The organism is Nostoc sp. (assembly GCF_041747015.1).
Taxonomy (GTDB): Bacteria; Cyanobacteriota; Cyanobacteriia; order Cyanobacteriales; family Nostocaceae; genus Nostoc.
In genome coordinates this window covers 34,652-59,600 of the sequence record NZ_JBGTFY010000176.1, presented here as the reverse complement: position 1 = coordinate 59,600, position 24,949 = coordinate 34,652, and the positions used below count along the sequence as shown (strand labels likewise).

22 protein-coding genes and 1 pseudogene are annotated in these 24,949 nt (G+C 40.8%); 10 read left to right on the top strand and 13 right to left on the bottom strand.

What is annotated here, in order from left to right; all coding sequences use genetic code 11:
- Positions 1-75 precede the first annotated feature (75 nt).
- From ACEW80_RS14465 to ACEW80_RS14455, 3 genes are all read left to right on the top strand, one after another.
- A complete protein-coding gene (locus ACEW80_RS14465) occupies positions 76-1,200 on the top strand; it encodes a class I SAM-dependent RNA methyltransferase (protein ID WP_373527252.1) in 1,125 nt (374 codons plus the stop codon).
- A gap of 363 nt (positions 1,201-1,563) precedes the next feature.
- Positions 1,564-1,917 carry a type II toxin-antitoxin system RelE/ParE family toxin gene (locus ACEW80_RS14460; protein WP_335020471.1) on the top strand — a complete coding sequence of 118 codons (354 nt, stop codon included), beginning with the start codon at positions 1,564-1,566 and terminating at the stop codon, positions 1,915-1,917.
- Positions 1,918-1,922: 5 nt separating this feature from the next.
- Positions 1,923-2,258, top strand: a complete 336-nt coding sequence (locus ACEW80_RS14455; protein ID WP_292748428.1) for a DNA-binding protein — start codon at positions 1,923-1,925, stop codon at positions 2,256-2,258.
- 56 nt (positions 2,259-2,314) lie between these two features.
- Here ACEW80_RS14455 and ACEW80_RS14450 read toward each other — a convergent pair whose 3' ends face one another.
- The 5 genes from ACEW80_RS14450 to ACEW80_RS14430 form a co-directional block, all read right to left on the bottom strand.
- Positions 2,315-3,106: a phospholipase D-like domain-containing protein gene (locus ACEW80_RS14450; RefSeq protein WP_373527251.1), complete on the bottom strand. Its 792-nt coding sequence runs from the start codon at positions 3,104-3,106 to the stop codon at positions 2,315-2,317.
- Between the two features lie 135 nt (positions 3,107-3,241).
- Positions 3,242-3,865 carry a Uma2 family endonuclease gene (locus ACEW80_RS14445; RefSeq protein WP_373527250.1) on the bottom strand — a complete coding sequence of 208 codons (624 nt, stop codon included), beginning with the start codon at positions 3,863-3,865 and terminating at the stop codon, positions 3,242-3,244.
- Between the two features lie 145 nt (positions 3,866-4,010).
- The gene (locus ACEW80_RS14440; RefSeq protein WP_373527249.1) at positions 4,011-5,627 is read right to left on the bottom strand and encodes an NAD(P)/FAD-dependent oxidoreductase; all 1,617 of its coding nucleotides are present in this window, start codon (positions 5,625-5,627) and stop codon (positions 4,011-4,013) included.
- Between the two features lie 142 nt (positions 5,628-5,769).
- On the bottom strand, positions 5,770-6,069 hold the full coding sequence (locus ACEW80_RS14435; protein WP_373527248.1) for a KGK domain-containing protein: 300 nt from the start codon (positions 6,067-6,069) through the stop codon (positions 5,770-5,772).
- Between the two features lie 392 nt (positions 6,070-6,461).
- Positions 6,462-8,942, bottom strand: coding sequence for a dynamin family protein (locus ACEW80_RS14430; protein WP_373527247.1), 2,481 nt, complete (start codon positions 8,940-8,942; stop codon positions 6,462-6,464).
- A 511-nt stretch (positions 8,943-9,453) separates the two neighbouring features.
- On the opposite strand from ACEW80_RS14430, the gene ACEW80_RS14425 reads away from it, so the two are divergent.
- The gene (locus tag ACEW80_RS14425) at positions 9,454-9,870 is read left to right on the top strand and encodes a response regulator (protein ID WP_373527246.1); all 417 of its coding nucleotides are present in this window, start codon (positions 9,454-9,456) and stop codon (positions 9,868-9,870) included.
- Between the two features lie 12 nt (positions 9,871-9,882).
- Here ACEW80_RS14425 and ACEW80_RS14420 read toward each other — a convergent pair whose 3' ends face one another.
- The 3 genes from ACEW80_RS14420 to ACEW80_RS14410 form a co-directional block, all read right to left on the bottom strand.
- On the bottom strand, positions 9,883-10,866 hold the full coding sequence (locus tag ACEW80_RS14420) for a polysaccharide deacetylase family protein (RefSeq protein ID WP_373527245.1): 984 nt from the start codon (positions 10,864-10,866) through the stop codon (positions 9,883-9,885).
- A gap of 87 nt (positions 10,867-10,953) precedes the next feature.
- Positions 10,954-11,838, bottom strand: a complete 885-nt coding sequence (locus tag ACEW80_RS14415; RefSeq protein ID WP_373527244.1) for an aspartoacylase — start codon at positions 11,836-11,838, stop codon at positions 10,954-10,956.
- Positions 11,839-11,880: 42 nt separating this feature from the next.
- Positions 11,881-12,915 carry a glutathione S-transferase family protein gene (locus ACEW80_RS14410; RefSeq protein ID WP_373527243.1) on the bottom strand — a complete coding sequence of 345 codons (1,035 nt, stop codon included), beginning with the start codon at positions 12,913-12,915 and terminating at the stop codon, positions 11,881-11,883.
- 309 nt (positions 12,916-13,224) lie between these two features.
- Between ACEW80_RS14410 and ACEW80_RS14405 the strand changes: the two genes are divergently transcribed.
- Both ACEW80_RS14405 and ACEW80_RS14400 read left to right on the top strand, forming a co-directional pair.
- The gene (locus tag ACEW80_RS14405) at positions 13,225-14,505 is read left to right on the top strand and encodes an APC family permease (RefSeq protein WP_373527242.1); all 1,281 of its coding nucleotides are present in this window, start codon (positions 13,225-13,227) and stop codon (positions 14,503-14,505) included.
- 81 nt (positions 14,506-14,586) lie between these two features.
- Positions 14,587-14,718, top strand: a complete 132-nt coding sequence (locus ACEW80_RS14400) for a hypothetical protein (RefSeq protein WP_373527253.1) — start codon at positions 14,587-14,589, stop codon at positions 14,716-14,718.
- Here the strand turns inward: ACEW80_RS14400 and ACEW80_RS14395 are convergent.
- Positions 14,683-14,946 (bottom strand): annotated as a pseudogene (locus tag ACEW80_RS14395) (DUF4351 domain-containing protein). The gene ACEW80_RS14400 and the pseudogene ACEW80_RS14395 overlap by 36 nt on opposite strands.
- 269 nt (positions 14,947-15,215) lie before the next feature.
- Here ACEW80_RS14395 and ACEW80_RS14390 point away from each other — a divergent pair.
- Positions 15,216-16,661, top strand: a complete 1,446-nt coding sequence (locus ACEW80_RS14390) for an FAD-binding domain-containing protein (RefSeq protein WP_373527241.1) — start codon at positions 15,216-15,218, stop codon at positions 16,659-16,661.
- A gap of 158 nt (positions 16,662-16,819) precedes the next feature.
- Here the strand turns inward: ACEW80_RS14390 and ACEW80_RS14385 are convergent, their stop codons facing one another.
- Both ACEW80_RS14385 and recN read right to left on the bottom strand, forming a co-directional pair.
- Positions 16,820-17,182: a Fic/DOC family N-terminal domain-containing protein gene (locus ACEW80_RS14385; RefSeq protein ID WP_373527240.1), complete on the bottom strand. Its 363-nt coding sequence runs from the start codon at positions 17,180-17,182 to the stop codon at positions 16,820-16,822.
- A gap of 302 nt (positions 17,183-17,484) precedes the next feature.
- Positions 17,485-19,224, bottom strand: a complete 1,740-nt coding sequence (recN, locus tag ACEW80_RS14380; RefSeq protein WP_373527239.1) for a DNA repair protein RecN — start codon at positions 19,222-19,224, stop codon at positions 17,485-17,487.
- Positions 19,225-19,497: 273 nt separating this feature from the next.
- Here recN and ACEW80_RS14375 point away from each other — a divergent pair, with 273 nt between their 5' ends.
- On the top strand, positions 19,498-21,489 hold the full coding sequence (locus ACEW80_RS14375; RefSeq protein WP_373527238.1) for an ABC1 kinase family protein: 1,992 nt from the start codon (positions 19,498-19,500) through the stop codon (positions 21,487-21,489).
- 725 nt (positions 21,490-22,214) lie between these two features.
- Here ACEW80_RS14375 and rpmA read toward each other — a convergent pair.
- A complete protein-coding gene (rpmA, locus tag ACEW80_RS14370) occupies positions 22,215-22,511 on the bottom strand; it encodes a 50S ribosomal protein L27 (protein ID WP_373527237.1) in 297 nt (98 codons plus the stop codon).
- Positions 22,512-22,541: 30 nt separating this feature from the next.
- Complete coding sequence (gene rplU, locus ACEW80_RS14365; RefSeq protein WP_373527236.1) at positions 22,542-22,949, bottom strand: 50S ribosomal protein L21; 408 nt, start codon at positions 22,947-22,949, stop codon at positions 22,542-22,544.
- 473 nt (positions 22,950-23,422) lie between these two features.
- Here rplU and ACEW80_RS14360 point away from each other — a divergent pair, with 473 nt between their 5' ends.
- Both ACEW80_RS14360 and ACEW80_RS14355 read left to right on the top strand, forming a co-directional pair.
- On the top strand, positions 23,423-23,656 hold the full coding sequence (locus ACEW80_RS14360; RefSeq protein WP_373527235.1) for a Nif11-like leader peptide family natural product precursor: 234 nt from the start codon (positions 23,423-23,425) through the stop codon (positions 23,654-23,656).
- A gap of 187 nt (positions 23,657-23,843) precedes the next feature.
- Positions 23,844-24,932 carry a DNA polymerase beta superfamily protein gene (locus ACEW80_RS14355; protein WP_373527234.1) on the top strand — a complete coding sequence of 363 codons (1,089 nt, stop codon included), beginning with the start codon at positions 23,844-23,846 and terminating at the stop codon, positions 24,930-24,932.
- The last annotated feature ends 17 nt before the right edge of the window (positions 24,933-24,949 follow it).

The following is a 24,949-nucleotide window of genomic DNA, read 5'->3' as shown; positions in this document are numbered from 1 at the left end:
TCAAATACATGAAAACTGCTGTAAGCTAAAGTGCGTGAATGGGTCAGCAGTGAAGACAATGCTTTGGTTTAGAGAATGAATCAGTATTTTGCAACGGTTGCTCGCGGATTAGAAACCCTCGCGGCTCAGGAGTTAGAGCAGCTCGGTGCCGATTCCGTAGAGCCAGGGTTTTGTGGTGTAGCTTTTAAAGGCGATCGCACTCTACTTTATCGCGTCAACCTCTGGGCTAGGCTGCCGTTCCGAATCTTGGTGAATATCCATGACTTTCCCTGTCTTGATGCTGAGGATCTCTATCGCGGTATCCAGAGCATTGATTGGCAAAACTATTTAACGCCAGACATGACGCTGGCGGTGAATACCACAGGCAAAAACGATCGCCTCAATCACACCCACTTCACATCTCTCCAGATCAAAAATGCGATCGTTGATCAGCAGCAAGAAAATCTGGGCGAGCGTTCAAATGTAGAGCTTCATGACCCAGATGTGCGGATCAATGTTCATATTGAGCGCGACAGTTGTACCGTGAAACTCGACAGTTCTGGAAATAGTCTGCACCGCCGAGGCTATCGCCCTGCGGTTGGAGTAGCCCCTCTAAAAGAATCTCTGGCTGCTGCCCTGATTCAGCTTTCGGGCTGGCAGCCAGACCAGATGTTCTACGATCCTCTCTGTGGATCTGGCACTTTACCTCTGGAAGCAAGCTTAAAAGCACTCAACATAGCACCAGGACTGTTTCGTGAGTCCTTTGGATTTGAAAATTGGCTCGATTTTGACCTTTCCCTTTTAGAAAAGTTGCTCCAAGAAGCTAAGGACAGCCAACTAGATACTCTTCCCGCACCTATTTGGGGAAGCGATCGCGATGAAAATATAATTGAGCAAGCGATTAACAATGCTCAAAACTGCGGCGTTGATAACCATGTATGGTTTTCTCAAATGGAACTTGCCGATGTTGTCGCCCCCGCAGACAGTGGGATTTTATTCTGCAATCCACCATACGGCGAACGGCTGGGGCGAGATAGCGATTTAGGGGCGTTCTATAAACTTTTGGGCGATGTGTTGAAACAACGCTTCAAAGGTTGGACTGCATTTGTGCTGAGTGGTAACAAGGAACTGTCTCAATCGATTGGACTGAAATCATCCCAACGGATTGCAGTGTATAACGGAGCGTTGCCTTGTCAGTTAATGAAATATGAACTGTACTAATTTTGCAATTTAGATGAAGGCGATCGCTCTCAGCAGCCTATTCTAACTGCTAAAATGCAAGAAACTTTTCCCATTCAATCGGCTGAAAACCTTAGCTCGTATAGCTTATAGGTGCCACAAACTTTTTACTTAGATAAAAATCTAAACCTGATACAAATTAAGCTTTTTATACTTAGATAAGCCTACAAAAGACAATTCCCCGTCGCCGCGATCGCACAACAGGGAATTTTTAGATATGGTTACAACGGCTTTTGGCTAGTCATCGCTATCGGTTTTAGAATTGTTAATCAACTCGCGTAGGCGACGTATATTTTCCGGCTTGACAGATAGTAACATATAAGTTACTATATAGTCGTGTGTAGTATGAAAGTTCAAGAATACATTAAAGAAGATGGTTCTAGTCCTTATAAAGAATGGTTCGATAGCTTAGATACTTTTCCTGCGGTTAAAGTGACAGTGGCTAAGTCACGACTTGAGTTGGGCAATACATCGAATGTAAAATGGTTTGACGGAATTGGCGAGTATAAAATCAATTGGGGGCCTGGATATCGAATTTATCTTGCTCAAGAAGGCAAGCAACTTATAGTCTTATTTGGTGGCGGAACAAAGAAAACTCAGGAAGCTGATATTGATCGGGCTAAGGAATTGTACGAAGAGTACAAAAACAGAAAAAAAGAAGCTAGTGAAGAGAAAGGCAAAGGGTCTAAGAAGAGGTAGCTAATATGGAACTTACTAGAGACTTTAAAGAAACAGTTAACTTAAGAGTTCAACATGATCCTGAATTTGCAACAGCTTTATTTAAGGAAGCAATTACTCTTTTCGTTAATGGTGAACCAGACACTGCAAGACTTATATTGAAAGAACTTGTGAATGGGACTGTAGGTTTTGAAGAACTTGCAATTGAAACTTCTAAACCAAGTAAAAGTCTTCATAGGATGCTTTCTGCAAAAGGAAATCCTACTATGGATAATTTAACAGCAATTTTTAACGTTCTTCGTAAAAAATTAAATGTTGATATCGTTGATATCAAGGTTAGTACAATAGTTGGTTGCAATTAAAAACTTGATAATGGCAATTCCTTATTTTAAGGTTTATCTATTATCAAATTTTCTTATTATGATGCTAACCTTTTTAATTTAATAAATTGCTCGGCGAATTTTTCTGCTTCTTGACGATTCAAAGAATTATCAATTGTTTCACCATTAAATTTAGCTTTATTAGTCCAGTTATATGAACCGTGAATAACTCTATTCAAGTCAATCACACAAAACTTGTTATGCATTATATTTTCATATTTTCCGGTTTTTGGTACTTTATAAGTTTCAAAATTTGTATAATCTAGACCAGAATTATTATTTATTTCGTCATCACAAATAATTAACTGTATGTTTAAACCTTCCTGTTTTTTGACAATTAATTTATCAAGTATTTTCTTATCTGTAAACCAAGCCACTGCAATCCAAATTGTAAATTTAGCTTGTTCAATTTCTTTGATTATTTCGTTCTGAATTTTCTCAAAAAGGATATTTGAGGTTGAGTTTTGAATTTCTTCAAGCTGTGTATCATTCACCAATCTTTGAGAGATTTGAAAACATTCATCAAACAATTTTTGCTTATCTTCTGTTATCTGATAAAAATCATCAGACGTATTTCTGGATTTCCAATATTCTAAAAGAGCTAATAACAATTTTCCAACAATATGATTAGATTCTAGTCTCCAAAATGATCTGAGCCTCTTTGCTTTTGATGTACCTGCGCCAATGTATTTATCTTCATATATATTAAGACCTGTATTTTCTAGAACATAATCATCAAATGTTCTATCTGAAAAATTAAGAACGTAGCCACTTGACATCTCTAATAATTTTTCTAGTTTGATTCTTTCAATACCCGATAAATTCGACATTTGACTAAACATCTCCATAGACCTTTGAGTAATTTAGTGTTCCCAATTTTGTTAATAAATAGCTTCTCTAGTAGCGATCGCAAATCATCCTCTGCATTCTTTTTGGCGATTATCAGTGCGGCGAATAGGTTTTTATCAATAACGCACTGAAAAAATTTGTTCAACAGTTAGATTTAAATCTGGAAATGTTGGCGACTCTATACGGTCGTCTTGTCTAAACTGTTTACCACGATATTCACCCTCATCACTTAAAGAGTAAATTGTGATTGTTGGCTGTTTGGGATCGCCTATCAATTCCTTGCTACCCAAAGCAGCATAATCGACAATCCAATATTCTTGAATACCCATTTCTTCATAGTCAGCAAACTTTTTATGATAATCATCTCTCCAGTTAGTACTGACGACTTCAATCACTAATGGAATTGAATCTGGTTTACTAAGGATAGATTGTTTTTCCCATAATGGTTCATTACCCAAGTTAGAAAAATTCATTAATAAAACATCAGGATAGTACCCAGACATTTTATTTTCTGGCTTCACTGTGGCGGTTTTAGGTATACCGTAATAAAGTTTAAGACGAAGACACTCATACCCTAAGATCATTGTTAAAAATGCTACTATTTGCTCGTGTTTGCCTGATGGTGGCGGCATTTGAATAATATCTCCATCGTGTAATTCATAACGAATGTTTTCCGGTTGTGTTTCTAAAAACTCTAAATATTCATCAAAGGTAAATAGTTTTTGTAGTGATTGAATCATTATTTCATCCTGAAATTTTGCGTACTAGCACCGAGTAAAATTTCATTTTAAAACCTTTTTAATATTACTGATTTTCAGAGGTTTATTAATGCCGTCTGTTAACTCGTTAAGTTCATTATTACAGCAAACTTGTATAATGCAATCTTCACAGCTTACCGCAATTCCTCAAAATACTTAAAGCCACCGCCTCCGCCACCTTAATACCATCGATACCCGCCGAGAGGATTCCCCCTGCGTATCCCGCGCCTTCACCAGCCGGATAAAGTCCGACTGTATTCAAACTCTGATAATCTTCATTGCGTTTAATCCGAATCGGTGATGAAGTGCGGGTTTCCACCCCAGTCAACACAGCATCGTCCATCGCAAATCCTTTAATTTGTTTTTCAAAAGCGGGAAGTGCTTCACGGATGGCTGCGATCGCATAATCTGGTAAACTCTCACTCAAATCACCCAAATGTACCCCAGGTGTATAAGACGGCTTCACAGTACCTAACGCTGTAGAGGGGCGATGGTTGAGAAAGTCTCCCACCAACTGCCCTGGAGCTTCATAAGTCCCGCCGCCCAACTCAAAAGCCCGTTCTTCTAAGCGCCGTTGAAAGTCAATTCCCGCCAAGGCGTTACCCGGATAATCTTCGGGGGTGATGCCCACAACGATCGCACTGTTAGCATTGCGCTCATTGCGAGAGTATTGGCTCATCCCATTGGTGACAAGTCGCCCCGGCTCTGATGCGGCTGCAACCACCAAGCCCCCCGGACACATACAGAAACTATAGACGGAACGATTATTTTGGCAGTGGTGAACCAGTTTGTAATCAGCAGCACCTAAAATCTTATGACCAGCCTGAACCCCAAAACGACATTGGTCGATCAGAGACTGGGGATGTTCCACCCGAAAGCCGATGGAAAATGGTTTAGCCTCAATGTAAACCCCACGATTAAATAGCATTTGGAAGGTATCGCGGGCGCTGTGGCCTACCGCCAGAACCACATGATCGCTGGCGATATATTCTCCACTGGCAAGGGTAACTCCCCGCACCTGTCCATTTTCGATGTTGATATCTTCCACCCGACTTTCAAAGCGAATTTCACCGCCCAGGGATTCAATTTTAGCGCGGATACTTTGGACGATTCCCACCAGTTTGAATGTGCCGATATGCGGTTTGTTGATATAGAGAATTTCTGATGAGGCTCCCGCGTTGACCAACTCGGTTAACACCTTGCGTCCATAATGCTGAGGATCTTTGACCTGACTATAGAGTTTGCCATCAGAGAATGTACCCGCACCACCTTCGCCAAATTGGGCATTGGATTCTGGGTTGAAGTCTGATTTTTTCTTCCAAAAGCCAAAAGTATCAACGGTGCGATCGCGGACTTTTTTCCCACGTTCTAAAATGATTGGGCAAAAGCCCATTTGCGCGAGCATCAAACCTGCAAACAAGCCGCAAGGCCCTGTACCGATCACAATGGGGCGAATCGTCAAATTACTGCTAGCTCGTGCCACTGGGCGATAACTCATGTCTGGCGTGGCAATCACATGGAGATCTTTTTTCAAGCGCTTGAGTAGATGAGTCTCTTGAGTCGTTTCTACATCCAGAATATAAACAAGGCTGATCTCTGCCTTCTTACGGGCATCGTAGCTCCGTTTGAAGATGGAATAGCTGATCAATTCTTCATCTGTGATTTGCAGCTTTTTGAGGATAGCAGTCTTGATCTCATCTTCAGGATGATCAAGGGGGAGCTTTACTTCTGTTAGTCGTAACATAGCGAGGAGAAATTCATACTGTCTTTAAAAATATTAATCAAAATTACTGTGGCGCGATTGCGTAGGCATCGCCTATTTCCTTTCGGGGTTAAACAAGACTGACAGCCGCCTCTAACATTATGTAAATTTTGATTGATTAATTTTACTCGTAAATCATGCGGCGAAGATCATCAAGAGGCGAGTCGGGTTCGGTGATTTCTAAATTGTTGCTGTTAGTTGTTTGTACATCTTCATCATCAACATAAAATTCAACACTTATTTTAATTTTCACTCTCCCCTTTTTCCAGCTTTGAGAACCTAATGTTAAAATTTTGCAATCCATACCATCCTGAAACCAACTCACAATCTGAGACTGTTTTATCTCTACTCCTTGCCTAGTTAATTCTTGATTCAATGTACATTCTAGCGCAGAATTAGATGAAGCATCCATTGCTTGTTTCAATTTAGCAACTTTGTATTGTCTACGAAGTCCAAAACATCATGATCATTACACTCGATTGGCTTAAATCTATCTTCCATATCAACCTCAATTTTTGAAATTTTTCTATTTTATGCAAAGCTGTAGTTAGTGAGCGCTAAAGTCACTAACTACAAGCTACACAGATCTAAAATAGAACTTACGCATTGACAGAAAATACCAAATATGTGTAATGGAAAAAACCGCATCTGTCGTAAGGGTTTAGCATTGCTAAACCCCTACAGCGCGGATCTATTTACCATCAAAGTAATGATTAATCAAAGCCTGAAACGACCTATTTTGGCAAAAGCATACCATGATTAATTTGTACAGTCCGTAAGTTCTGTAAAATTATCTGTGTTTACCTGATATTAATACTAAACCTCTGCTAGGTTATTAACTAAACCATCTGAAATCACAAATCCGTTAGTAGCAAATTTGCCACCATTATCTAATGAATCAGGAGTAACATATATCAAATCTGCATCACCAATTACAGGCAAAAGATGGTCAGATAGTTGCATCGCCTGTAAACAACTATTGATACTAGAAGCTGCTGAATTATATGCTTCCATATTTTCTTCAACCACACTCAATAATCGCCGATTAGTTGCAATTTTTTCTTCAGCTTCTTGTTGCAGTGTTTTCTCTAAATAAGCACGGGCTTGTGGGTATTGCTGCAAAATTTCATCTGCTTGCTGATCTGCCATTGGTAACAACTGAGTTTTGAGAATTTGGTTGATGGTTTGACGGAAAGATTTACGAATAGTTTGGGAAACTTTTGGTTCAAAATCTAACTTCAATAATTGCCTAATTGCTGGCTCTGCTTCCACGATACTTTCAGCGTCGTAACCTTGAGAAGTTTGTAACAAAGTTTGGCGAAATTGATATATAGAAAAAGTGCCTTCATCGTAAAATCTGGGACTTTCTCGTACATAGCGATCGCACTCTACACTAGCTGCACTCACTAATGCTTGAGTAACTAGTTTTTCTAAAGTTCTGATCTCTTGTTCAATTCCGCCATCATGATCTAATAAACGATACAATTGACGATAATATTCTGACTTGCGAATCTTTTCAATTAACCGCTGGAAATAATTTCCAACTACTTGCTGAGAAGAATCAACCAAAATATCTTCTAATTGATTTGCTAAGTAATAAAATGCCTCTACTAAAATAGCAATTAAAGGTGCAGTAGCATTGCGAGGATGGCTAATGGTTGCACGTCGATAAGCCTCAGCTACAGAAAAAGTATCTAGCAATTCATCTAGACGGCGAATCATTCGTGATTGCAATTGTTTAAAATCAGCTTCAAAAGCATCGCAGGAGATATTAATTATTTGGTTAACTTCTTGTGTGATATGCTCACTAAATTCTCTACCAATTTGCTGGAGTTGCTGATTCAGGCGTTGCAACTCTTGCGCCTTCATAGTTTCAATTTCTTGTGGCTGACTATCTAAATCGCGTTGCACACTCTGATAATGTTTCTTCAGTTTAATACAAACATCTTCCAAGTCATCAGCAAGATTTTTAAACAATTGTGGACGCTTTTCTTCGGTAAGATAGCGAGTAATAGCTCTGCGAAATTCCTCAATACCACTATCTTCAATTAGCTGTTCTATAAGTTCATTTCCCGAATCTTCCAAAATCCGCACATAATTTTGATTCGGCGTTTCAAAGCCGTTAACAGAGACACGAAATTTAGTGAAAGATAGTTTTCCGGAATTTACACAGTAGTTGTTAAACGCATAGACAAATTGTGGTGTTTCTTCTTTACCATCTAAACCTTTAATACTTTCTGCGAAAACAGAATCTAAACCAAATCTATTCTGTACACTTGTTTGTTTAATCTGACTTCCATAAAATCCTAATAATCCACTAGTTTTATAAACCTTGCTTGTATTGCGAAACTGTCCACTAATTAAATCATCTAATCGTTGTCGTAGCTGGGTATTATACCAAGTTTCATCGATCCGGTTGAAGATATAAAAAACGCGATCGCGTACTCCCCCATTTTCCCGCATTAATTCCAAAAGTTCTGTTTCTTCTTTTGTCATGTCACCCGCCGCCGCAGGTTTTAACACACACACCACCGCCGAAGTATCGGGATGTTGAATTTTGGCATAAGTTAGTTGTGCATCTTTTTCTACTGGTGCATCTATACCCGCCGTATCAACAATTACATTACCATCTTGTAGCAGAGGATGATTACAGTAATATTCTATTCGCTGCAATACTGCACTATTGCTACCACGACGCGCATATCCAGCAGCTTCCTTGAGATTGGAAAAGTTAAATTGCTCCATTGAATATATAGCATTTTTAACCGTGTTGATGCGATCGCGGTTTGCTATATATCCCTCTAGCAACAACATTAACGCCTTCGCCTGTTTTGCACGTTCTGATTTATTCTCACCACCCTCATGGTGAATAATAGCTTCAGAACCTTGACTTAGTAAGTTAATTACATCAGCCTGGTTGATATTAGCTACTGTATCAAATCCTAGCTGCTGACACAAATAAGTTACTTGTTCCCGAATCTCTACTTCACTTAAAAACGTCAAAACAACACGTTCTTTATCTACTTCTGCATACTCAATTTTGCATTCTGTACCCGTAGCGTGTCCCTCTGCACTGTAAAGTAATTCTCTCTCCAAGAGTGCATTGATTAGCATTGATTTACCAGCACTAAAGGCACCTGCAAACACAATCTCAAACTTTGGAGAAATTGCCTTACTTAAAGAAGTTTGCACAGATGTAATATCTTGAGAACGTAGCGTTGGTTCTTGCTGTGAAAGTTGTAATATTGACTCAACTTGCTCTTTCAATTTTTTGTACTGAAGCGGTAGATTTGACATATTTAGCATCCTGACAATATTTATGTATATATTAGTAATATTTATTGTCTTGATGGCTCAGTAAAATTCCTGATAATTTTAATACTGTGTTAATTGCCGAATATTATCTAAATGACTAATTAATGACTATTGATTAATAAAAGTTTTTGCTACTAAATTAAAATCCCATGACTCTTAAAGACAAAGCTTAAGGAATTTCGTCAAACATGAAAGTAGGGTTTATATTAAGTGCCATTGCTAGCCTAAAATAAGCAAAAATTCGCTTTGGTAATCAAGCCATTAATACAGTATTGATTAATCAAAAAATTTAAAATTATCGCTCTCAATGGTACAATAGTTACTATAGGTGTGCATTGGCATTAGTAACATCATCCGAAGGACTACAGAGATACAATACAAAATAGTTGAAAGCTATTGTTACATACAACATTGTTGCCCTTACGGCTAGAGTAAAACAGAATCTTTAACCATTCTATATTTTAGATCAGCATTGTTATTAGACAAAATTAAAATGTCATCCTTTATACAATCTTCTCCGGCTCTTGCTGGCTTAAATATTCTCGTAGTTGAAGATGATGATGATATTCGCTTTTTTATTACTACAGTATTAGAAGCAGATGGAGCCACCATTGTAGCAGTTCCATCAGCAGCCGCAGCACGAGAAATATTACCCCAATTGCAACCTGATGTCTTAATTTCTGATATAGGTATGCCTGGCGAAGATGGCTACACTTTGATCCGCAAAATACGTGCGCTCAAGCCCGATATGGGGGGAAAAGTTCCAGCTATTGCCTTAACCGCCTATAGCGATAGCGAGAATCGGATTCGCGCTTTGGAAGCTGGCTTTCAGACTCATGTATCTAAACCAGTTGATCCAGGAGAACTAGTTGAGATTGTCGCTAATTTGTTTGCTTCTTGTAATTGGTAATAGAGGATATTTTTACCTCTTTTGAGGTACTAATACAGGTAGTTGACGGACACCAGCTACAAATTTGGCGTGTTGTCCAACAGTTAAAACATTGAACTGACTAGATATAAGTTCCAAACTTTTGTTCACTATTGCTAGCTTTTTGTAGGTGGGGACGCTCATACCAGGAAAAAATGACAGTTCTGGCACATCCTCTTGACTTAAAAAATCTGTAGGATGGAGTAGTAAAGAAGGCTGAACGTGTGTAAGTTTACATAGCCACAGGGCAATTCGCAGATAGAGTAAAGCCAGTTCAGAAGAAAATGTACCCAGATACATTATGTAACTAAAGTGAATTGGCACTTTGAAAATTGGCATGGTAGTAACGGGAATCTCAGTCAGTTTATCCTTACCCATGTGCCACTGGTAAGGTTTTAGAGGCTGCAAACCGTCTTTGAAACCGCCAAACAGAGCTTCTCGTTTCTTGCGTTCTTCCTTGCTCAGTTTACAAGTCATCAAATAATAAGCTCGTGCTATGGGGCCTAAAAATGTGGGAAAAGTCGAAGCATCATATTCGTATCCTCGTCGTGCTAAAACTTTCAATACCGCAGGGGAAAAACTGTATCCAGGCCCCCGGAAGCCGACAGGGTGTTGATGAGTGACGCGCTTGATATGTTGTTCGGCTAGTAATACTTCTTCTTCAATTTCATCTTCTGAATAGAGATGTAGCCAAGGATCATGATAAAATGAATGATTACCAATTTCGTGACCAGCATTAGCGATCGCTTGTAATGCCTTAAAATTCTTTTCTAGGGCTGCATCTTGACCGACAATGAATACTGTGATTGTCAAATTCCATTGCTGGAGAATATCTAAAAAACGAGGTACTGCGATATCCAGGTAAGAGGGAAAAGTCTCCCAACCCGGAGCGCCCTGATTTTTTAAATAAGACCAAATATTATCTAAGTCTAAAGAAAGACTGGCTATTGGTTTGTTTCCTTTTTGCTTGATTTTCATTATAAGTTCAAATATTTGGACAATTTAAAGCGTAAATTATAGTGTTAAGTTTGGGCTTTACGGGTCAAGTAAAATTTTCTCAGCATCCTAGATATTAATTTGCTGCTTCTGGGTAAAACACATTGCCATTCCCTGATCGTAGTAAGCTGCTTCATTAATAAATATAGGCCAAACGGTAGATGATCCCTCATAAATAATTGTTTCATTATTAAAAGTTAAAAACATTGGATTTCCTGGGAGCAAGGGTTGATAATCCTTGTCCTGAATATCTGGATGAATCATCCCAAAGATTGTACCATCCTTTTTTTTTGGATATTCCACAATTGATAAATGGTCATAGAGAATCAACGTTTCGTTAGTTGATGGAATTTCACCCCGGTTAAACTCCTCTAGATAGTTCAGAACCGCGTAAACAAGTTCTTCTGTTTGTTGGAACAGCGTTGCTTTTAAGACACCTTGGGCAATCGGCCCAACCTCGATTGCAAAGCCTAATTCGCACAGGGAATTTAGAAATGGGTTTTCTTCAATTGATTTAAAAGAACAGCGATAAACCCTCACCAAAGGATTAATCTGGCTCAGATAAGCAGCCAATTTCAAGTTTAAGGGATGACTGTTTACCAAAATAATTGTCAGACCCATATTAGCTGTACTACTATGTAAATCTAAGATGAAATCTGCTTGTTTATCTCTGTTTAATGCTAAGGTATCCTGGATTGATTTAGCTTGCAATTCTTCGTAACTACCCAGAGTTGAATCTTGTAAATCTTGCTTGAGAAAACATCGGTTTAAATCCTTCTCTACATATCGCCTTACTGCTGCAAAAGCGTTAGGATTTGCTAACAGAGTTACTGTCTCAAAACTTGGTCTAGTAATCAAGTCTTGAAACTGATCAAATTTTTGGATCAGGTAAACTCCCGTAAACTCATTGCCATGAGTTCCACCAACAATTGCAACTCGATTAATCTGGTTCACGATTACACCAACTCTAGAATGCAGCTATTGAGGTATCAGTTATCAATTATTCACTTTGCCGATGCGATCGCGACCATGTGGTTGATTAAGATATGACATATCCGGGCCATCGGGAATGATCCCACTGGGATTAAGTGGGAATAGATTCCCGTAGTAGTCCCGCTTTACAGTATCTACATCGCAGGTGTCAGCAACACCTGGAAGCTGATATAGATCACTTAAGTAGCCTCCCAGATTCTCGTAGTCTCGAATTCGCCGCCTACTGCACTTAAACAGCCCATAATAGGCACTATCAAAACGAAATAACGTTGTGAATAAACGCACATCAGCGAGTGTGAGATTGTCTCCGCACAGATATCGATTAGTCTGCAATGCAGTGTCAATCTCATCCAGAGTTGCGAACAGTTCATTACAGGCTTGATTGTATGCTTCTTGGCTCTGGGCAAAGCCGCAGCGATACACACCGTTATTTACCGCGTGATAAATCTTCTCATTCCACCAGTCAATTTTCTCTTTGAGTTCTTCTGGGTAGAGATTAAGTGTAGAATTGTTGGCGAACTCGTTAAACTGAGAGTTCAGCATTACAATTATCTCTGAACTCTCATTGTTGACGATAGTTTTTGTTTGGTTGTCCCATAAAATTGGAACTGTAACTCGTCCGGTGTAGCCTGGTTCTGCCAGCTGATAAAATTCAGCTAGTGTGCGGCAACCTTGTTCTTCTTGGTTGAATATCCAACCGCCTTCAATGGGAGAAGGAGAGACGATACACACTGATATTACCGCTTCAATTTTTTTGAGCGATCGCACAACTAAAGTCCGGTGTGCCCAAGGACAGCCCAGCCCAACATAAAGTTTGTAGCGCCCAGTTGCAGGTGGGTGTAGGTTTCCTGATTCTGTGCCGATGAACTTGCGAAACTGGCTATTAGGACGAATATACGCCCCCGACTGATTGCTAGGAGCAAGCTTTGACATCATTATGTGCCACATACTCGTCCAGATAAACTTTCCTAGCCAAATGATCAGCTTTGGAGGAAGTGTCCTGCCCTTTTTCTTTGGGAGATTTTTATCGTCATCCATAAGCTTTATTGCCTGATGTGTGTTATTTACCAATAGCACATCTATGCGATGCCTACGGCTGTAAACTACGCGCTCAGAATGTAATTGTTCACGAGGTGCGCCGACACTGAACAATCACAAAATAACCTACTTATACAAGTCTATATGAGGGTGTACATAACTAGACATCTCCAGAAATTAAATATGCGTTATGCAGAACCCTTGTAGAGACGCGAAATTGTACTTCGTCCCGCTACGCTAACGCGTCTCTACATTCATTATCGGAGATGTCTACTGTAAAATGGGGTAAAAAGAAAAATTAAACATAAGATGTCTGCTACAAATTCTCCGCCCCAACTGAAACGAGAGTTAGGGGTTGTTGGCGCAACTTTGATGGGACTTGGTTCGATTGTTGGTACGGGTGTATTTGTCAGTATCGGGATTGCAGCTGGGATTGCTGGAACTTCGGTAATTTTGGCGGTAGCAATTGGGGCAATTGTTGCTACCTGCAATGGACTCAACAGCGCCCAGTTAGCAGCTAATCATGCTGTTAGTGGTGGCACTTATGAATATGGCTACAGATATCTCACCCCCGCCTTGGGCTTCACCGCCGGCTGGATGTTTTTGGTAGCAAAAACTGCTTCTGCCGCAACCGCCGCTTTAGGTTTTGCTGGTTACTTACTAAACATTGGCGGTTTTAATTCCAGTTGGGTAGTTCCTACAGCCCTTTTCGCTGTTGTGATCATGACGTTGGTTGTCTTAAGTGGTATCCGCCGCTCTAATGTTGCCAACACCGTGATTGTGTCGGTAACGCTGTTATCTTTAGGCTTCTTTATTCTTGCTTGTCTCCCCCGTGCAGCCGAAGTGGGAATTGAGAATTTGACACCATTTTTCACAACATCCCCAGGAGCAGTACTCCATGCTAGCGCTTTAATGTTTGTCGCCTACACAGGTTATGGGCGCATAGCCACAATGGGGGAAGAAGCACGCTCGCCGAGAGAAACGATTCCTAAAGCCATGATTGTCTGTCTGCTGCTGACAATGTTGCTATATATGACAGTGGCGATAGTTAGCATTGGGGCTGTGGGCGCAGATGTCTTGGGAAGTACCACAGGGCAGACGAAGGCAGCACCCCTAGAAGTGGTAGTCCGCAGCGTTGCCGGTTCTGGTGGTGCTTTGGTGTTAGCGATTGGTGCGGTGACAGCAATGCTGGGCGTACTATTGAACTTGATTTTGGGCTTATCCCGCGTGTTATTGGCAATGGGACGCCGCTCAGATGCGCCAAATTTCTTAGCACGTCTTAATCAACAACAGACAACCCCATACTGGGCTGTGGTATTTGTCGGGATAGCGATCGCTCTGCTGGTACTATTAGGTAATGTCAAAACTACTTGGTCATTTAGTGCTTTTAGTGTTTTGATTTATTATGCAATTACCAACTTCGCCGCCTTGCGCCTCACCCCAACAGAGCGACTCTATCCTGTATGGGTGGGTTGGCTAGGTCTTATATCTTGCCTTTTCCTCGCTTTTTGGGTGGAATCTTCGATTTGGCAAGTAGGTTTAGGGTTGATTGTCGCCGGGTTAATCTGGCACAAAATTCGGCGAGCGTAGGCGTAGCCCGTCGCAGACATCGCCTGAGTGCCGTAGGATTATTTAAGGTGAGTTCAGATCAGAGAGATCAAACACCTAAAATTGCGATCGCAATATCTGCGGAGTTCATTTAAGAACAATATTACCATTGAATATGTGGCAGAACCCCTGAAAGCTATGCCAGATGATGCAGACGGTTTAGGCTTCTCTAACACTATTGAACCAGCTTGTTAAATCCGCTGCTGTCGAGAAATCTAATAGTGCCTCACTCAAATCCTCTAATTGAGTTAGAGATAATGCCTCAATCTGCGATGTCTACGACGGGCTTCGCCTACGCAATTCTGGAGCAACTACACCAATTCGCCGAGGAAGTTGGCGCATGACTACTGACAAAGCCTCTTCTCGTCTCCCTTGCTCAATTCCTTGTCTAATAATTCTTTGATAGACTACAGATTCCTGCATAAGCTCCTCTCGCAATAAACTACTGATTAAATTGTTGTCAATTGAGTTTAGAGTTAAAGCATTACGTAATAAATATCACAGTTTGCGATCCTAAAATTGAGCTTTAATACGGCTTCTTGAACGAATCACTCACTTGATTTCTATATAATTGGGAATCTAACCTTCTGCTTAATTCACTCCCCACTCACAGGATAAATTTATCGTCAGAATGATGCTAATTAGTATCACTAGCATTTAATATAGTACGGGTGAACTATCTTCAGTATGGAATGTCTGACTTAATTCTATTTTGGCATCGGCGCGATTTACGCATTTCTGATAATACGGGACTGGCTGCGGCAAAACGGCAGAGTCCGAAAGTGGTAGGCGTGTTTTGCCTTGATCTGCATATTCTGGAACGGGATGATGTTGCTCCTGTGAGAGTAACTTATATGATTGGCTGTTTGCAGAAACTCCAAGAGCGGTATGCTGAAGTCGGCAGCCAGTTATTAATACTCCACGCCAATCCTGTGCAAGCGATACCAGCTTTAGCAGAGGCAATAAATGCCAAAGCTGTTTTTTGGAATTGGGATGTAGAACCTTATTCGCAAGAACGCGATCGCGCTATTATAAATGTCCTTAAAGAAAAAGGCATTGAGTTTCTTAACCAAAATTGGGATCAAATCCTCAACTCCCCAGAGGAGATCCGCACGGGTGGTAACAGTCGTTACACGGTTTACACTCCCTTCTGGAAAAACTGGATTACCAAACCGAAGGCTCAACCAGTAGAAACACTGCAAAATGTTGAAGGATTAACGGAAGCTGAACAGAAAATTGCAAAACTTGCAGGAACCTTAACACTACCTTCAGCGAAAGATTTAGGATTTATTTGGGATGGAGAATTGATTATTCCACCGGGAGAAGCGGCAGCGCAAGAACGGCTAGAGGAATTTACTACTAAAGCGATTACTGAATACCAAGAACAGCGAAATTTTCCCGCAGTAGATGGTACATCGCAACTGAGTGCGGCTTTGAAATTTGGGGTAATTGGCATTCGCACCGTTTGGCAAGCCACCATAGAAGCACAAGAAAATAGCCGCAGCGAGGAAACTGCCGCCGCTATCCGCACATGGCAACAGGAATTAGCTTGGCGGGAGTTTTATCAACACGCAATGTATAACTTCCCCGAATTAGCTGATGGTGCTTTCCGCGACACCTTCAAGAACTTTCCTTGGGAAACTAACGAAGAACACTTCCAAGCTTGGTGTGAGGGAAGAACAGGCTATCCCATTGTGGATGCAGCAATGCGCCAGATGAATGAAAGCGGCTGGATGCACAACCGTTGTCGAATGATTGTCGCTAGTTTTCTCACTAAAGACTTGCTAATTAATCCCCAATTGGGAGAAAAATATTTTATGCAGAAGCTGATTGACGGAGATTTATCTGCCAATAATGGCGGTTGGCAATGGAGTGCTTCTAGCGGGATGGACCCGAAACCTGTGCGGATTTTCAATCCAGCCAGTCAAACACAAAAATTCGATCCAGATGGGGAATATATTCGGCAATGGGTGTCAGAATTGCGGTCTGTTGATCCAGAATATTTAGTTACTGGTAAAATTCCATCTTTAGAACGTCATGCTGTTGGCTATCCTGAACCAATTGTTGATCATAAAATACAGCAACAGCAGTTTAAACAGCGTTATCAACAGCAAAAAACCATCCGTAGTGCTGAGTGAAATTGTTAAATAATAGCCATGTTAATAATCCGTAAAAATAGATAGGTATGGGCTATAAGAAAAAGTTCGATTACGTTTATTTCCAGTAACTTCTTGCACAATTTTTATTGTGCATAATTCTTTGACTAAATTGTTAGCATTAGTGTATGATAATTGGGTCATTTGAGTCCGTGATTAATTGCTGCGATATAGTTGACAACTTCGGTTACATCTTGCGGGTTGTCTGGTTCCACTGTACGGGATTCAAACTCAAGGACATCTATTAAAGAAGCTTGTGTTCCTTCTATCTGACTTGACAACACCGCCTCTTTACGAACATACATAAACACGAATAAGTCGGGATTAGGTAAAGCGTCTGTTGATCCATCTAAACGACCTAATGCTCTATCTGCTTGTGATAAAAGTTCCCACATTTCATCATCAATACATAATTTTGGTATAGGCGGTAAAGGATTAGGTATAAAAGCTTTGTATCCAGCTAGCTGTTCTACGTATACCCTTGCTCTCTTGGTATCAATCATATTATCGATTCCATTCACAAGAGAAGATTTTTAATCCATATTATCAAATTCCCTTAGTATCAGCAATAAGAATTTTTTTGTATTTTCGTATGATATAATCAAGCCTTTTATAAATTCAAACAAACAGCAACTAAACTGCATATTCCTTTTGTCTTAGTTCCCTGAGCGATCAGTACGCTTGCTAGAACTTTGCTCGACTTACGTAAATAACCGATTAATGTAACAAATAAATTATGCTGACTACTTACTTAAAAAATAGTTTCCGGAAAATCTGTGGTTAAATGTTTAATAATGCTACTGAATCAAGTATGCTCCCTGCGTCGGTGGTTAGCAGCTTGCAATAACAGAGATTCGGCAAAAGCGATCGCATCACTTGCAGATTTACCACCAGCTAACTGCGCTAGTTCTTCCCGGCGAGTGGTTAAATTATCCAAGGTAGTGACTCTGACAACGGTACGCTGCTCGGCGTTGTCTTTTTTATTTTTGCTTTGATTGATAGTTTGCTTATCTACGCGGAAATGGCGATCGGCCATTGCCGCAACTAAAGGCTGGTGGGTAACACACAATACTTGGTTGCGTTGACTTAGCTGGTGTAATTTTTCCGCGATCGCTTGGGCGACTCTTCCCGAAACCCCGACATCAATTTCATCAAATACCATTGTCCCAGCCACATCAACCTGAGAGAAACAAGTTTTCAGCGCTAGTAAAAAGCGGCTCATTTCACCGCCAGAGGCAATTTCCGTTAAAGGTTGCAGTGGTTCTCCAGGGTTGGGACTAAATATAAAGGTAATTTTATCTGCTCCCATCGCAGTTGGGGAAGCAGGCAGTATCTCAACCTGAAATTTCACCTTTTCCATTGCTAGAGGCTTGAGTTCAGTTATCAAACGTGATTCTAAATTAGCAGCCGCTTTACTCCGCAGTTGAGTTAACTGATTACTTACTTGGGTGAGTTTATCAAAACACGCCTTTTCTTGCTGTTCTAGCTTTTCGATAGACTGTTCGCTATCGTTAAGTAACCCTAATTCCCCTTGGATACGTTGGTAATAAGCGATCGCTTCTTTTAGTGTCGGCCCATACTTACGACAAATTTGCTTTAATTCCTGAATCCGTTCTTCCACTTCTTCCAACCGATGGGGATCGGCTTCCAAACCATCCCCATAGGCATTAATCTGCCTTCCCACTTCCATTACCGCAGCTTGCGCGTCTCGCACCAATTCCAATAGGGGTTGCAATTGGGTATCATATTCCACCATGTGATTTAATGTCGTCTCACTGTCTCCTAATAAATCTGCGGCGGCTGGGGTTTCATTATCGTTTTGATACAAAGCTTGATAAACTTTGTAACTCATCTGTTGCAAATCAACAACATGATTTAGGCGTTCCCGTTCTTGTCCCAACTGTTCCAATTCATTAAATTCGTCGAGGTTGGCTGCTCCCAATTCTTGCACTTGATAATTGAGCAAGTCGAATTGTTGCAACCGTTCCCGTTCCGATGTCCGGCGTTTTTCTAGTGCTAGATGCGCCTGTTGGTAAGTACTGAAGCTCGTGGCGACTTGATGACGCTGCTGCATTAGAGAGTCACCGCCATACAAATCCAACCAGTCCCGGACTTGGGCAGATTGTCCCACTTGTACCGCTTGACCTTGGGCTGTGATTTCCACCAAGCGATCGCGCATTCCTCCCATGATCTGGCGATTTACTAACACCCCATTCACCCGCGATCGGCTGCGGATATTACTAGCAGTGGCCGTAATTTCTCGGCTAATAACTACGGAATTTTCATCAAGTAAATCTATTTCTTGTTCAGTCAACCAAGCCGCTAGAGGGGCGTTTGAGGTGAAAGTCGCTTCTACCATCGCCCGACTTGTCCCCGTGCGAATGACTCGACTAGATACTTTACCGCCTAAAGCGGCATCAATGGCATCCAAGATAATCGATTTTCCAGCGCCGGTTTCACCTGTCAACACATTTAGTCCCGCGCCAAATTCCAATTCCAGTTGGTCAATTAAGGCAAAGTTTTCAATTCGCAGGCAAAGCAACATCAAGCCAAATTCTCCATTAGGGCAGATGCCGGATACTTCCAATTTACAGGACAATAAGTATGATTTTTCAGCAACTAGCAATAGCTATTACTATTGAAATAGTATGCCCATTTAAGTGTAGCAGACCTATTGGTACTGAAGACTTTTAAGAGCTAGAGGAGCAGGAGAGCAGGGGAGCAAGTGGGAAATAACCAATGCCCAATGCCCCATGCCCAATCTCTGAACATATTGTTACAATACTTAATGTGATCGTTCTGACTGGTGGCCTTCTTCATGATTGTTAAGACACTTCCCCCTAGTTCCCGACCGATTCAGGAGGACAGTAGCAACGGCACAAATCGCCGGGGCGAACTGGACGTTATTGATATAGTACCAGAAGAAAATGGTACACAAAGCTTGGTTGTGCGTTCGCCAAGCCTCTTAGCCGCCCAAAAGGTAAGGACAACAGCCGAACCTGAGAAGCTTTATGATCCCGTGAGCATAGCGGTGCATTATAAAAATAGACCCCTGCAAGTTGTCCGGCGGATTTTTGCTGTGTTGGGGCCGACTCTATCCTTTGCTTTTGGGTTGTGGTCGGATAGTAAACGGGGAATTGTCGTCAAAAACGATCGCCGCCGAGCCACTCAGCTACGAGTCTTGCTGACCCAACTGGGTCCTGCTTACATCAAAATTGGCCAAGCTTTGTCCACCAGACCGGATCTGGTTCCTCCGGTATTCTTAGAAGAATTAACAAAGCTGCAAGACCAATTACCGCCTTTTCCCAACGAAATTGCTTACCAGTTTATCACAGAAGAACTAGGTGCACCTCCCCAAGAAGTTTACGCGGAACTCTCGGCCCAGCCAATTGCTGCGGCTTCATTGGGGCAAGTTTATAAAGGTAAACTAAAAACTGGTGAAGAAGTTGCCGTCAAAGTCCAACGCCCCGACTTAAGAGAGCGGATCACTATTGACTTGTATATCTTGCGTAACCTCGCGGCTTGGGTGCAGAAAAAGGTCAAACGGGTAAAAAGTGACTTAGTTGGTATTCTCGATGAATTAGGCGATCGCATCTTTGAAGAGATGGACTACATCCACGAAGGCGAAAATGCCGAGCGATTTTTCCAGTTATACGGTCATATGAAAGACGTATATGTACCAAAAATTTACTGGGAATACACTAATCGTCGTGTATTAACGATGGAGTGGATTAACGGCACTAAATTAACTCAGACAGAAGAAATTAGCGCCCAAGGCATAAATGCTCGTTATCTAATTGAAGTGGGTGTGCAGTGTTCTTTGCGCCAGTTGCTAGAACATGGGTTTTTCCATGCCGATCCTCACCCTGGTAATTTGTTAGCAACACCAGATGGTAAATTGGCTTATCTCGACTTTGGGATGATGAGCGAGATTCAGCCACTACAGCGCTATGGTTTAATTGAAGCGATCGTCCACGTCGTCAACCGCGACTTTGAAGGACTAGCAAAAGATTACGTTAAGTTAGATTTCTTATCACCAGAAACCGATTTAACACCAATTATTCCAGCTTTTGCAAGAGTCTTTGCTGATGCCCAAGGAGCCAGTGTTGCCGAACTTAACATTAAAAGTATCACCGATGAACTATCGGCTTTAATGTATGAGTATCCTTTCCGCGTACCTCCCTACTACGCTTTAATTATTCGCTCTCTGGTGACGCTCGAAGGTATTGCAATATTTATAGATCCCGACTTTAAAGTTCTCAGCGAAGCTTATCCTTACGTTTCCAAACGTCTCTTAACTGACCCAGCACCACAATTAAGAGCATCATTGCAAGATTTGCTATTTAAAGATGGCAGATTTCGCTGGAATCGCTTAGAAAACTTGTTACGTAATGCGAGTAACAGTCAAGACTATGACTTTAACTTAGTGCTGAACCAGGGGATAGAATTTCTCGCTTCTGAACGCGGCGCTTTTATTCGTGACAAGCTGGTAGATGAATCTGTTAACGGACTTGATGCTTTAGGTAAGAATGTTTTGCATAACTTCACCTATATGCTGCGGGAACGGGTAGGATTGACAGCAGTTAATGAAACTCCGGCGGCGACAGTTGAGCAACAACAAACCTTGGAGCAGATAAAACGTATTTTGAATATTCTTCGAGAAACCCAAGGTTTTGACCCAGCCCAATTTGCGTCCCAAGTTGCCCAATTATTGATAAATCCAGGTGTGCAGCGTTTGGGTCAACAAATTGCCAACCGCTTCACCCAGAAGGCTGTAGCTAGGTTAATTCGGCAGTTGTTGGCATCCTAGTAAGAGTTATGAGTTAAAAAAGGTTTTGAACTCATAAATCGTTCATAATAGCAACTAAGAATCAAGATTATTTGCGCCTAAAGGTAAGAGAAACCGATATTTCTTTTACCTTTAAATTTGCGTAAATTATAACATAAAAATCTCAAAAAATTAATAGTTAATCTGAGTTTTAACACTATCAAAAAGATAGCGATCGCACTTATGATGGTTTTGAATTGCGAAATTAGCTTCATTTTAGGAAGTATATACTTAGACATATTTGCTGAAATTGTTTAATTTTAAAAAAAGCGAACTAGGGAATAAGCGATCGCATTTTTAGCAAAAAAAATAGCAGCGGTGTCAGCGATGTTTTTGTACTGACAGTGGCTAATATCAATGATGGTCTATGGCTGTTAACAACAGCATCACCACAAACAAAAACACACTCATTATTATTAATACTATTACCCTGTGACGTGAAAACTATACCAGTAAAGCACTATAGCGTGTTATTATTTCCTTTTTTGTTCAAGTTCTGTTAAGAGCAAGTAATTTTGGTTCTTCGGTTACTTTTATGGAGAATTAATAAGTTCTAGGCAATACTGAACGGTTATCTCAACAATTATCACAGATTATCCGCGTGTAACTTTTCCAGACATATTGAGAGACTAGGGCTGTTAACTGTAAACCGTTCTATCCCTCTGGTTCCTAACAAATAGGGTGGGTACAATACCCACCCTAACACTCTAACTTGCTATTGCCTCAGCAGTGACTGCCTCAGCAGCGGCTACCGGTAAGTAAACACTAACTTTTTTACGGGTTTTACCTTTTCTCTCAAACGTTACTACACCGTCGATTAAGGCAAACAGAGTGTCATCGCTACCAATACCGACGTTATTGCCAGGGTGAAATTTGGTGCCGCGCTGACGCACGAGAATGTTTCCTGCACGCACAGCTTGACCGCCGTAACGCTTAACACCCAGACGTTGGGCATTAGAATCACGACCGTTACGTGTACTACCTGTTCCTTTCTTATGAGCCATGATTCCCTCTTGTGTATCTACTTCTTTTTATTATTCAACAGCGGTTTCAAATTCTTCGGCAGGAGTCTCATCTGCAACCGGGATTTCTTCCTCCACTGCTCCTTGGGCAGCAAACACTGCACCATTCAGGGTGATGGAGTCAATCATAAGTCTGGTAATTTCCTGACGATGCCCCCGCTTTTTACGAGTTTTCTTTTTCGGCTTCATTTTGTATACCAGGACTTTACGACCCCTAAAATGTCGCATTACAGTCCCTTCTACAGTCGCACCTGTCACTATTGGCTGTCCAATGGTGACTTCGCCCTCATGCTGCACGAGTAATACGGAGTCTATTGTAACTTTTTCATCTGGTTCGATCGCAAGCAGTTCAATGTCGTAAAACCGCCCTGGCTCTACTCGTATTTGTTTGCCGCCAGTTTCAATAATTGCGTAGGTCATGGAATTGTCCTTGAGGTTGCCGTACAGGTAGCTGGTTTTTATCTGGCGTTGAGACGCTTTTGCCAGCTTTTGTAATATGTCTACCTGATCCGAGCAGGAATTAGACAGACAATCTAATATGATATTTTATTAACAGGTGTCAAGTCAAGCTTTCATTTTGCCAAAAGTTGTCACGGTCGTAGGCGTAGCCCGTCGTAGACATCGCCCACCCAAAAAATGTAACGTGGACTTACAATTCAGAATCAATACTTTTTAATTAAATACTGCTTCCATCTTAGGGAATGACTTTTACAAACCAGTAGAAATATTTAGACTATAACTTATATTTTCTTGTCAAAATCCACACATTTTTCTTCTTTGTTTTAAAATTGGACTTACACGCTTGATGTAAAAGCTTTCACAGAATTTAGGGAATCCAGAGGAGTCAAATTACTACATTCAAACCTGATATTTAAAACAGGAGATAGACTGTCATGACACAGCAAAATGCTACCCGACTTTTTCAAGCTGTAAAACAAGATCAAGCATTACAGCAAAGACTCAAAGCAACAGCTAATCCAGAAGCCTTCATCAAGATAGCTCAAGAGCGTGGCTATTACTTCACAACCGAAGAACTGGAGGGTGAAATCAGCAAATTGTCTGAAGAAGATTTAGCCGCCATTGTCAATCCAGGATGGGGGACTAGACGCCACATTAATCCTAGATAATTTCTGTTCTAGGAAAGCGAAAGTATAGAAACAACTGAATTAACAAGTTCTGCTCTTAAAGGGGGATACCGTTGCATCATCTCCTTTAGGAGCATTTTTGTTAAACTAAGCAACTTTGCTTACCATCTTACCATCTTTCCATCTGTTTAACTCATGAGTTAGGATGGCTATATTTTAATTAGCTGATATGCAAAGAATAGAAGTTGAACAAAGAACTATTTTAATTGGTTTGGCAGGTAGCTACGGCTATGGTTTAAATCGTCCTGATTCAGACTTTGATTATCGGGGAGTCTTTATTGCACCCAAAAGGTACTATTTGGGATTTGACCGCATAGAACAAAAAGATGATGGTTGGGATGAACCAGGAATATTTCCATTCCTAGATAGCAACAAAGACACAGTTATATATGAATTAAGAAAAATTCTCCAGTTATTATTGGGTGCGAATCCCAATGTTTTAGAATTGCTTTGGTTGAACAACTATCCTTTTTTAACCCCAATAGGACAATATTTAATTAACCATAAACAGCTATTTCTGAGCAAAAAGGTAAAACATACTTACACTGGTTATGCCTTTGCCCAAATAAAAAAGATGGAAACCCATCGTAAGTGGTTGTTAAAGCCACCGCAAAAAAAACCAATCCCATCTGACTTTGCTATAGAAGACGAAACACCGCTCTCCAAAGATGAACTAAATGCTTTCCTAGAGTATCTTTATAACTTAATCAGAGGACGGATTGAGTTTTTGGAGGAAGCGGAACAATTATACAAATTGCTGACGGCAGATATTGATTTTAAAGGAGTGTTAAAACAATATACTTTACCTAATGAAACTTTGGAATATACCCAACATTTAAGCAATAGCCGTAAAGATTTTATCCGCCTGCTTCAAAAAAGTCAAAGCTATCAAATAGCTTTAAGAGAATGGAAGGCTTACTTATCCTGGCAGGAAAATAGAAATCCGGCTAGGGCAGAAATGGAAAGAAAGTCGGGTTTTGACCTCAAACATGGGATGCACTGCATTAGATTGTTACGCAGTGGAGTAGAAATATTGCGCCAAGGTGAAGTGATTGTAGATAGGAGAATTGCTGGCGATGTTGAGGATTTAAAAGCCATTTTAAAGGGAGAGTATTCTTATGAGCAGGTAATGAAAATGGCAGAAGATTTAGTTGCCGAAATGGAAATTGTTTACGCACAATCCGCCCTACCTCACAAACCTGATTTGGAACAAATTAATGAGTTGTGTATGGAATTAGTGGAAATGCAGAATTGGTAAGTTATTGGTCATTGTTG

Bases quoted from the DNA above. Each gene is read 5' to 3' on its own strand.
- ACEW80_RS14465 (WP_373527252.1), top strand. From the start codon at position 76: ATGAATCAGTATTTTGCAACGGTTGCTCGCGGATTAGAAACCCTCGCG.
- ACEW80_RS14460 (WP_335020471.1), top strand. From the start codon at position 1,564: ATGAAAGTTCAAGAATACATTAAAGAAGATGGTTCTAGTCCTTATAAA.
- ACEW80_RS14455 (WP_292748428.1), top strand. From the start codon at position 1,923: ATGGAACTTACTAGAGACTTTAAAGAAACAGTTAACTTAAGAGTTCAA.
- ACEW80_RS14450 (WP_373527251.1), bottom strand. From the start codon at position 3,106: ATGTCGAATTTATCGGGTATTGAAAGAATCAAACTAGAAAAATTATTA.
- ACEW80_RS14445 (WP_373527250.1), bottom strand. From the start codon at position 3,865: ATGATTCAATCACTACAAAAACTATTTACCTTTGATGAATATTTAGAG.
- ACEW80_RS14440 (WP_373527249.1), bottom strand. From the start codon at position 5,627: ATGTTACGACTAACAGAAGTAAAGCTCCCCCTTGATCATCCTGAAGAT.
- ACEW80_RS14430 (WP_373527247.1), bottom strand. From the start codon at position 8,942: ATGTCAAATCTACCGCTTCAGTACAAAAAATTGAAAGAGCAAGTTGAG.
- ACEW80_RS14425 (WP_373527246.1), top strand. From the start codon at position 9,454: ATGTCATCCTTTATACAATCTTCTCCGGCTCTTGCTGGCTTAAATATT.
- ACEW80_RS14420 (WP_373527245.1), bottom strand. From the start codon at position 10,866: ATGAAAATCAAGCAAAAAGGAAACAAACCAATAGCCAGTCTTTCTTTA.
- ACEW80_RS14410 (WP_373527243.1), bottom strand. From the start codon at position 12,915: ATGGATGACGATAAAAATCTCCCAAAGAAAAAGGGCAGGACACTTCCT.
- ACEW80_RS14405 (WP_373527242.1), top strand. From the start codon at position 13,225: ATGTCTGCTACAAATTCTCCGCCCCAACTGAAACGAGAGTTAGGGGTT.
- ACEW80_RS14390 (WP_373527241.1), top strand. From the start codon at position 15,216: ATGTCTGACTTAATTCTATTTTGGCATCGGCGCGATTTACGCATTTCT.
- ACEW80_RS14385 (WP_373527240.1), bottom strand. From the start codon at position 17,182: ATGATTGATACCAAGAGAGCAAGGGTATACGTAGAACAGCTAGCTGGA.
- recN (WP_373527239.1), bottom strand. From the start codon at position 19,224: ATGTTGCTTTGCCTGCGAATTGAAAACTTTGCCTTAATTGACCAACTG.
- ACEW80_RS14375 (WP_373527238.1), top strand. From the start codon at position 19,498: ATGATTGTTAAGACACTTCCCCCTAGTTCCCGACCGATTCAGGAGGAC.
- rpmA (WP_373527237.1), bottom strand. From the start codon at position 22,511: ATGGCTCATAAGAAAGGAACAGGTAGTACACGTAACGGTCGTGATTCT.
- rplU (WP_373527236.1), bottom strand. From the start codon at position 22,949: ATGACCTACGCAATTATTGAAACTGGCGGCAAACAAATACGAGTAGAG.
- ACEW80_RS14360 (WP_373527235.1), top strand. From the start codon at position 23,423: ATGACACAGCAAAATGCTACCCGACTTTTTCAAGCTGTAAAACAAGAT.
- ACEW80_RS14355 (WP_373527234.1), top strand. From the start codon at position 23,844: ATGCAAAGAATAGAAGTTGAACAAAGAACTATTTTAATTGGTTTGGCA.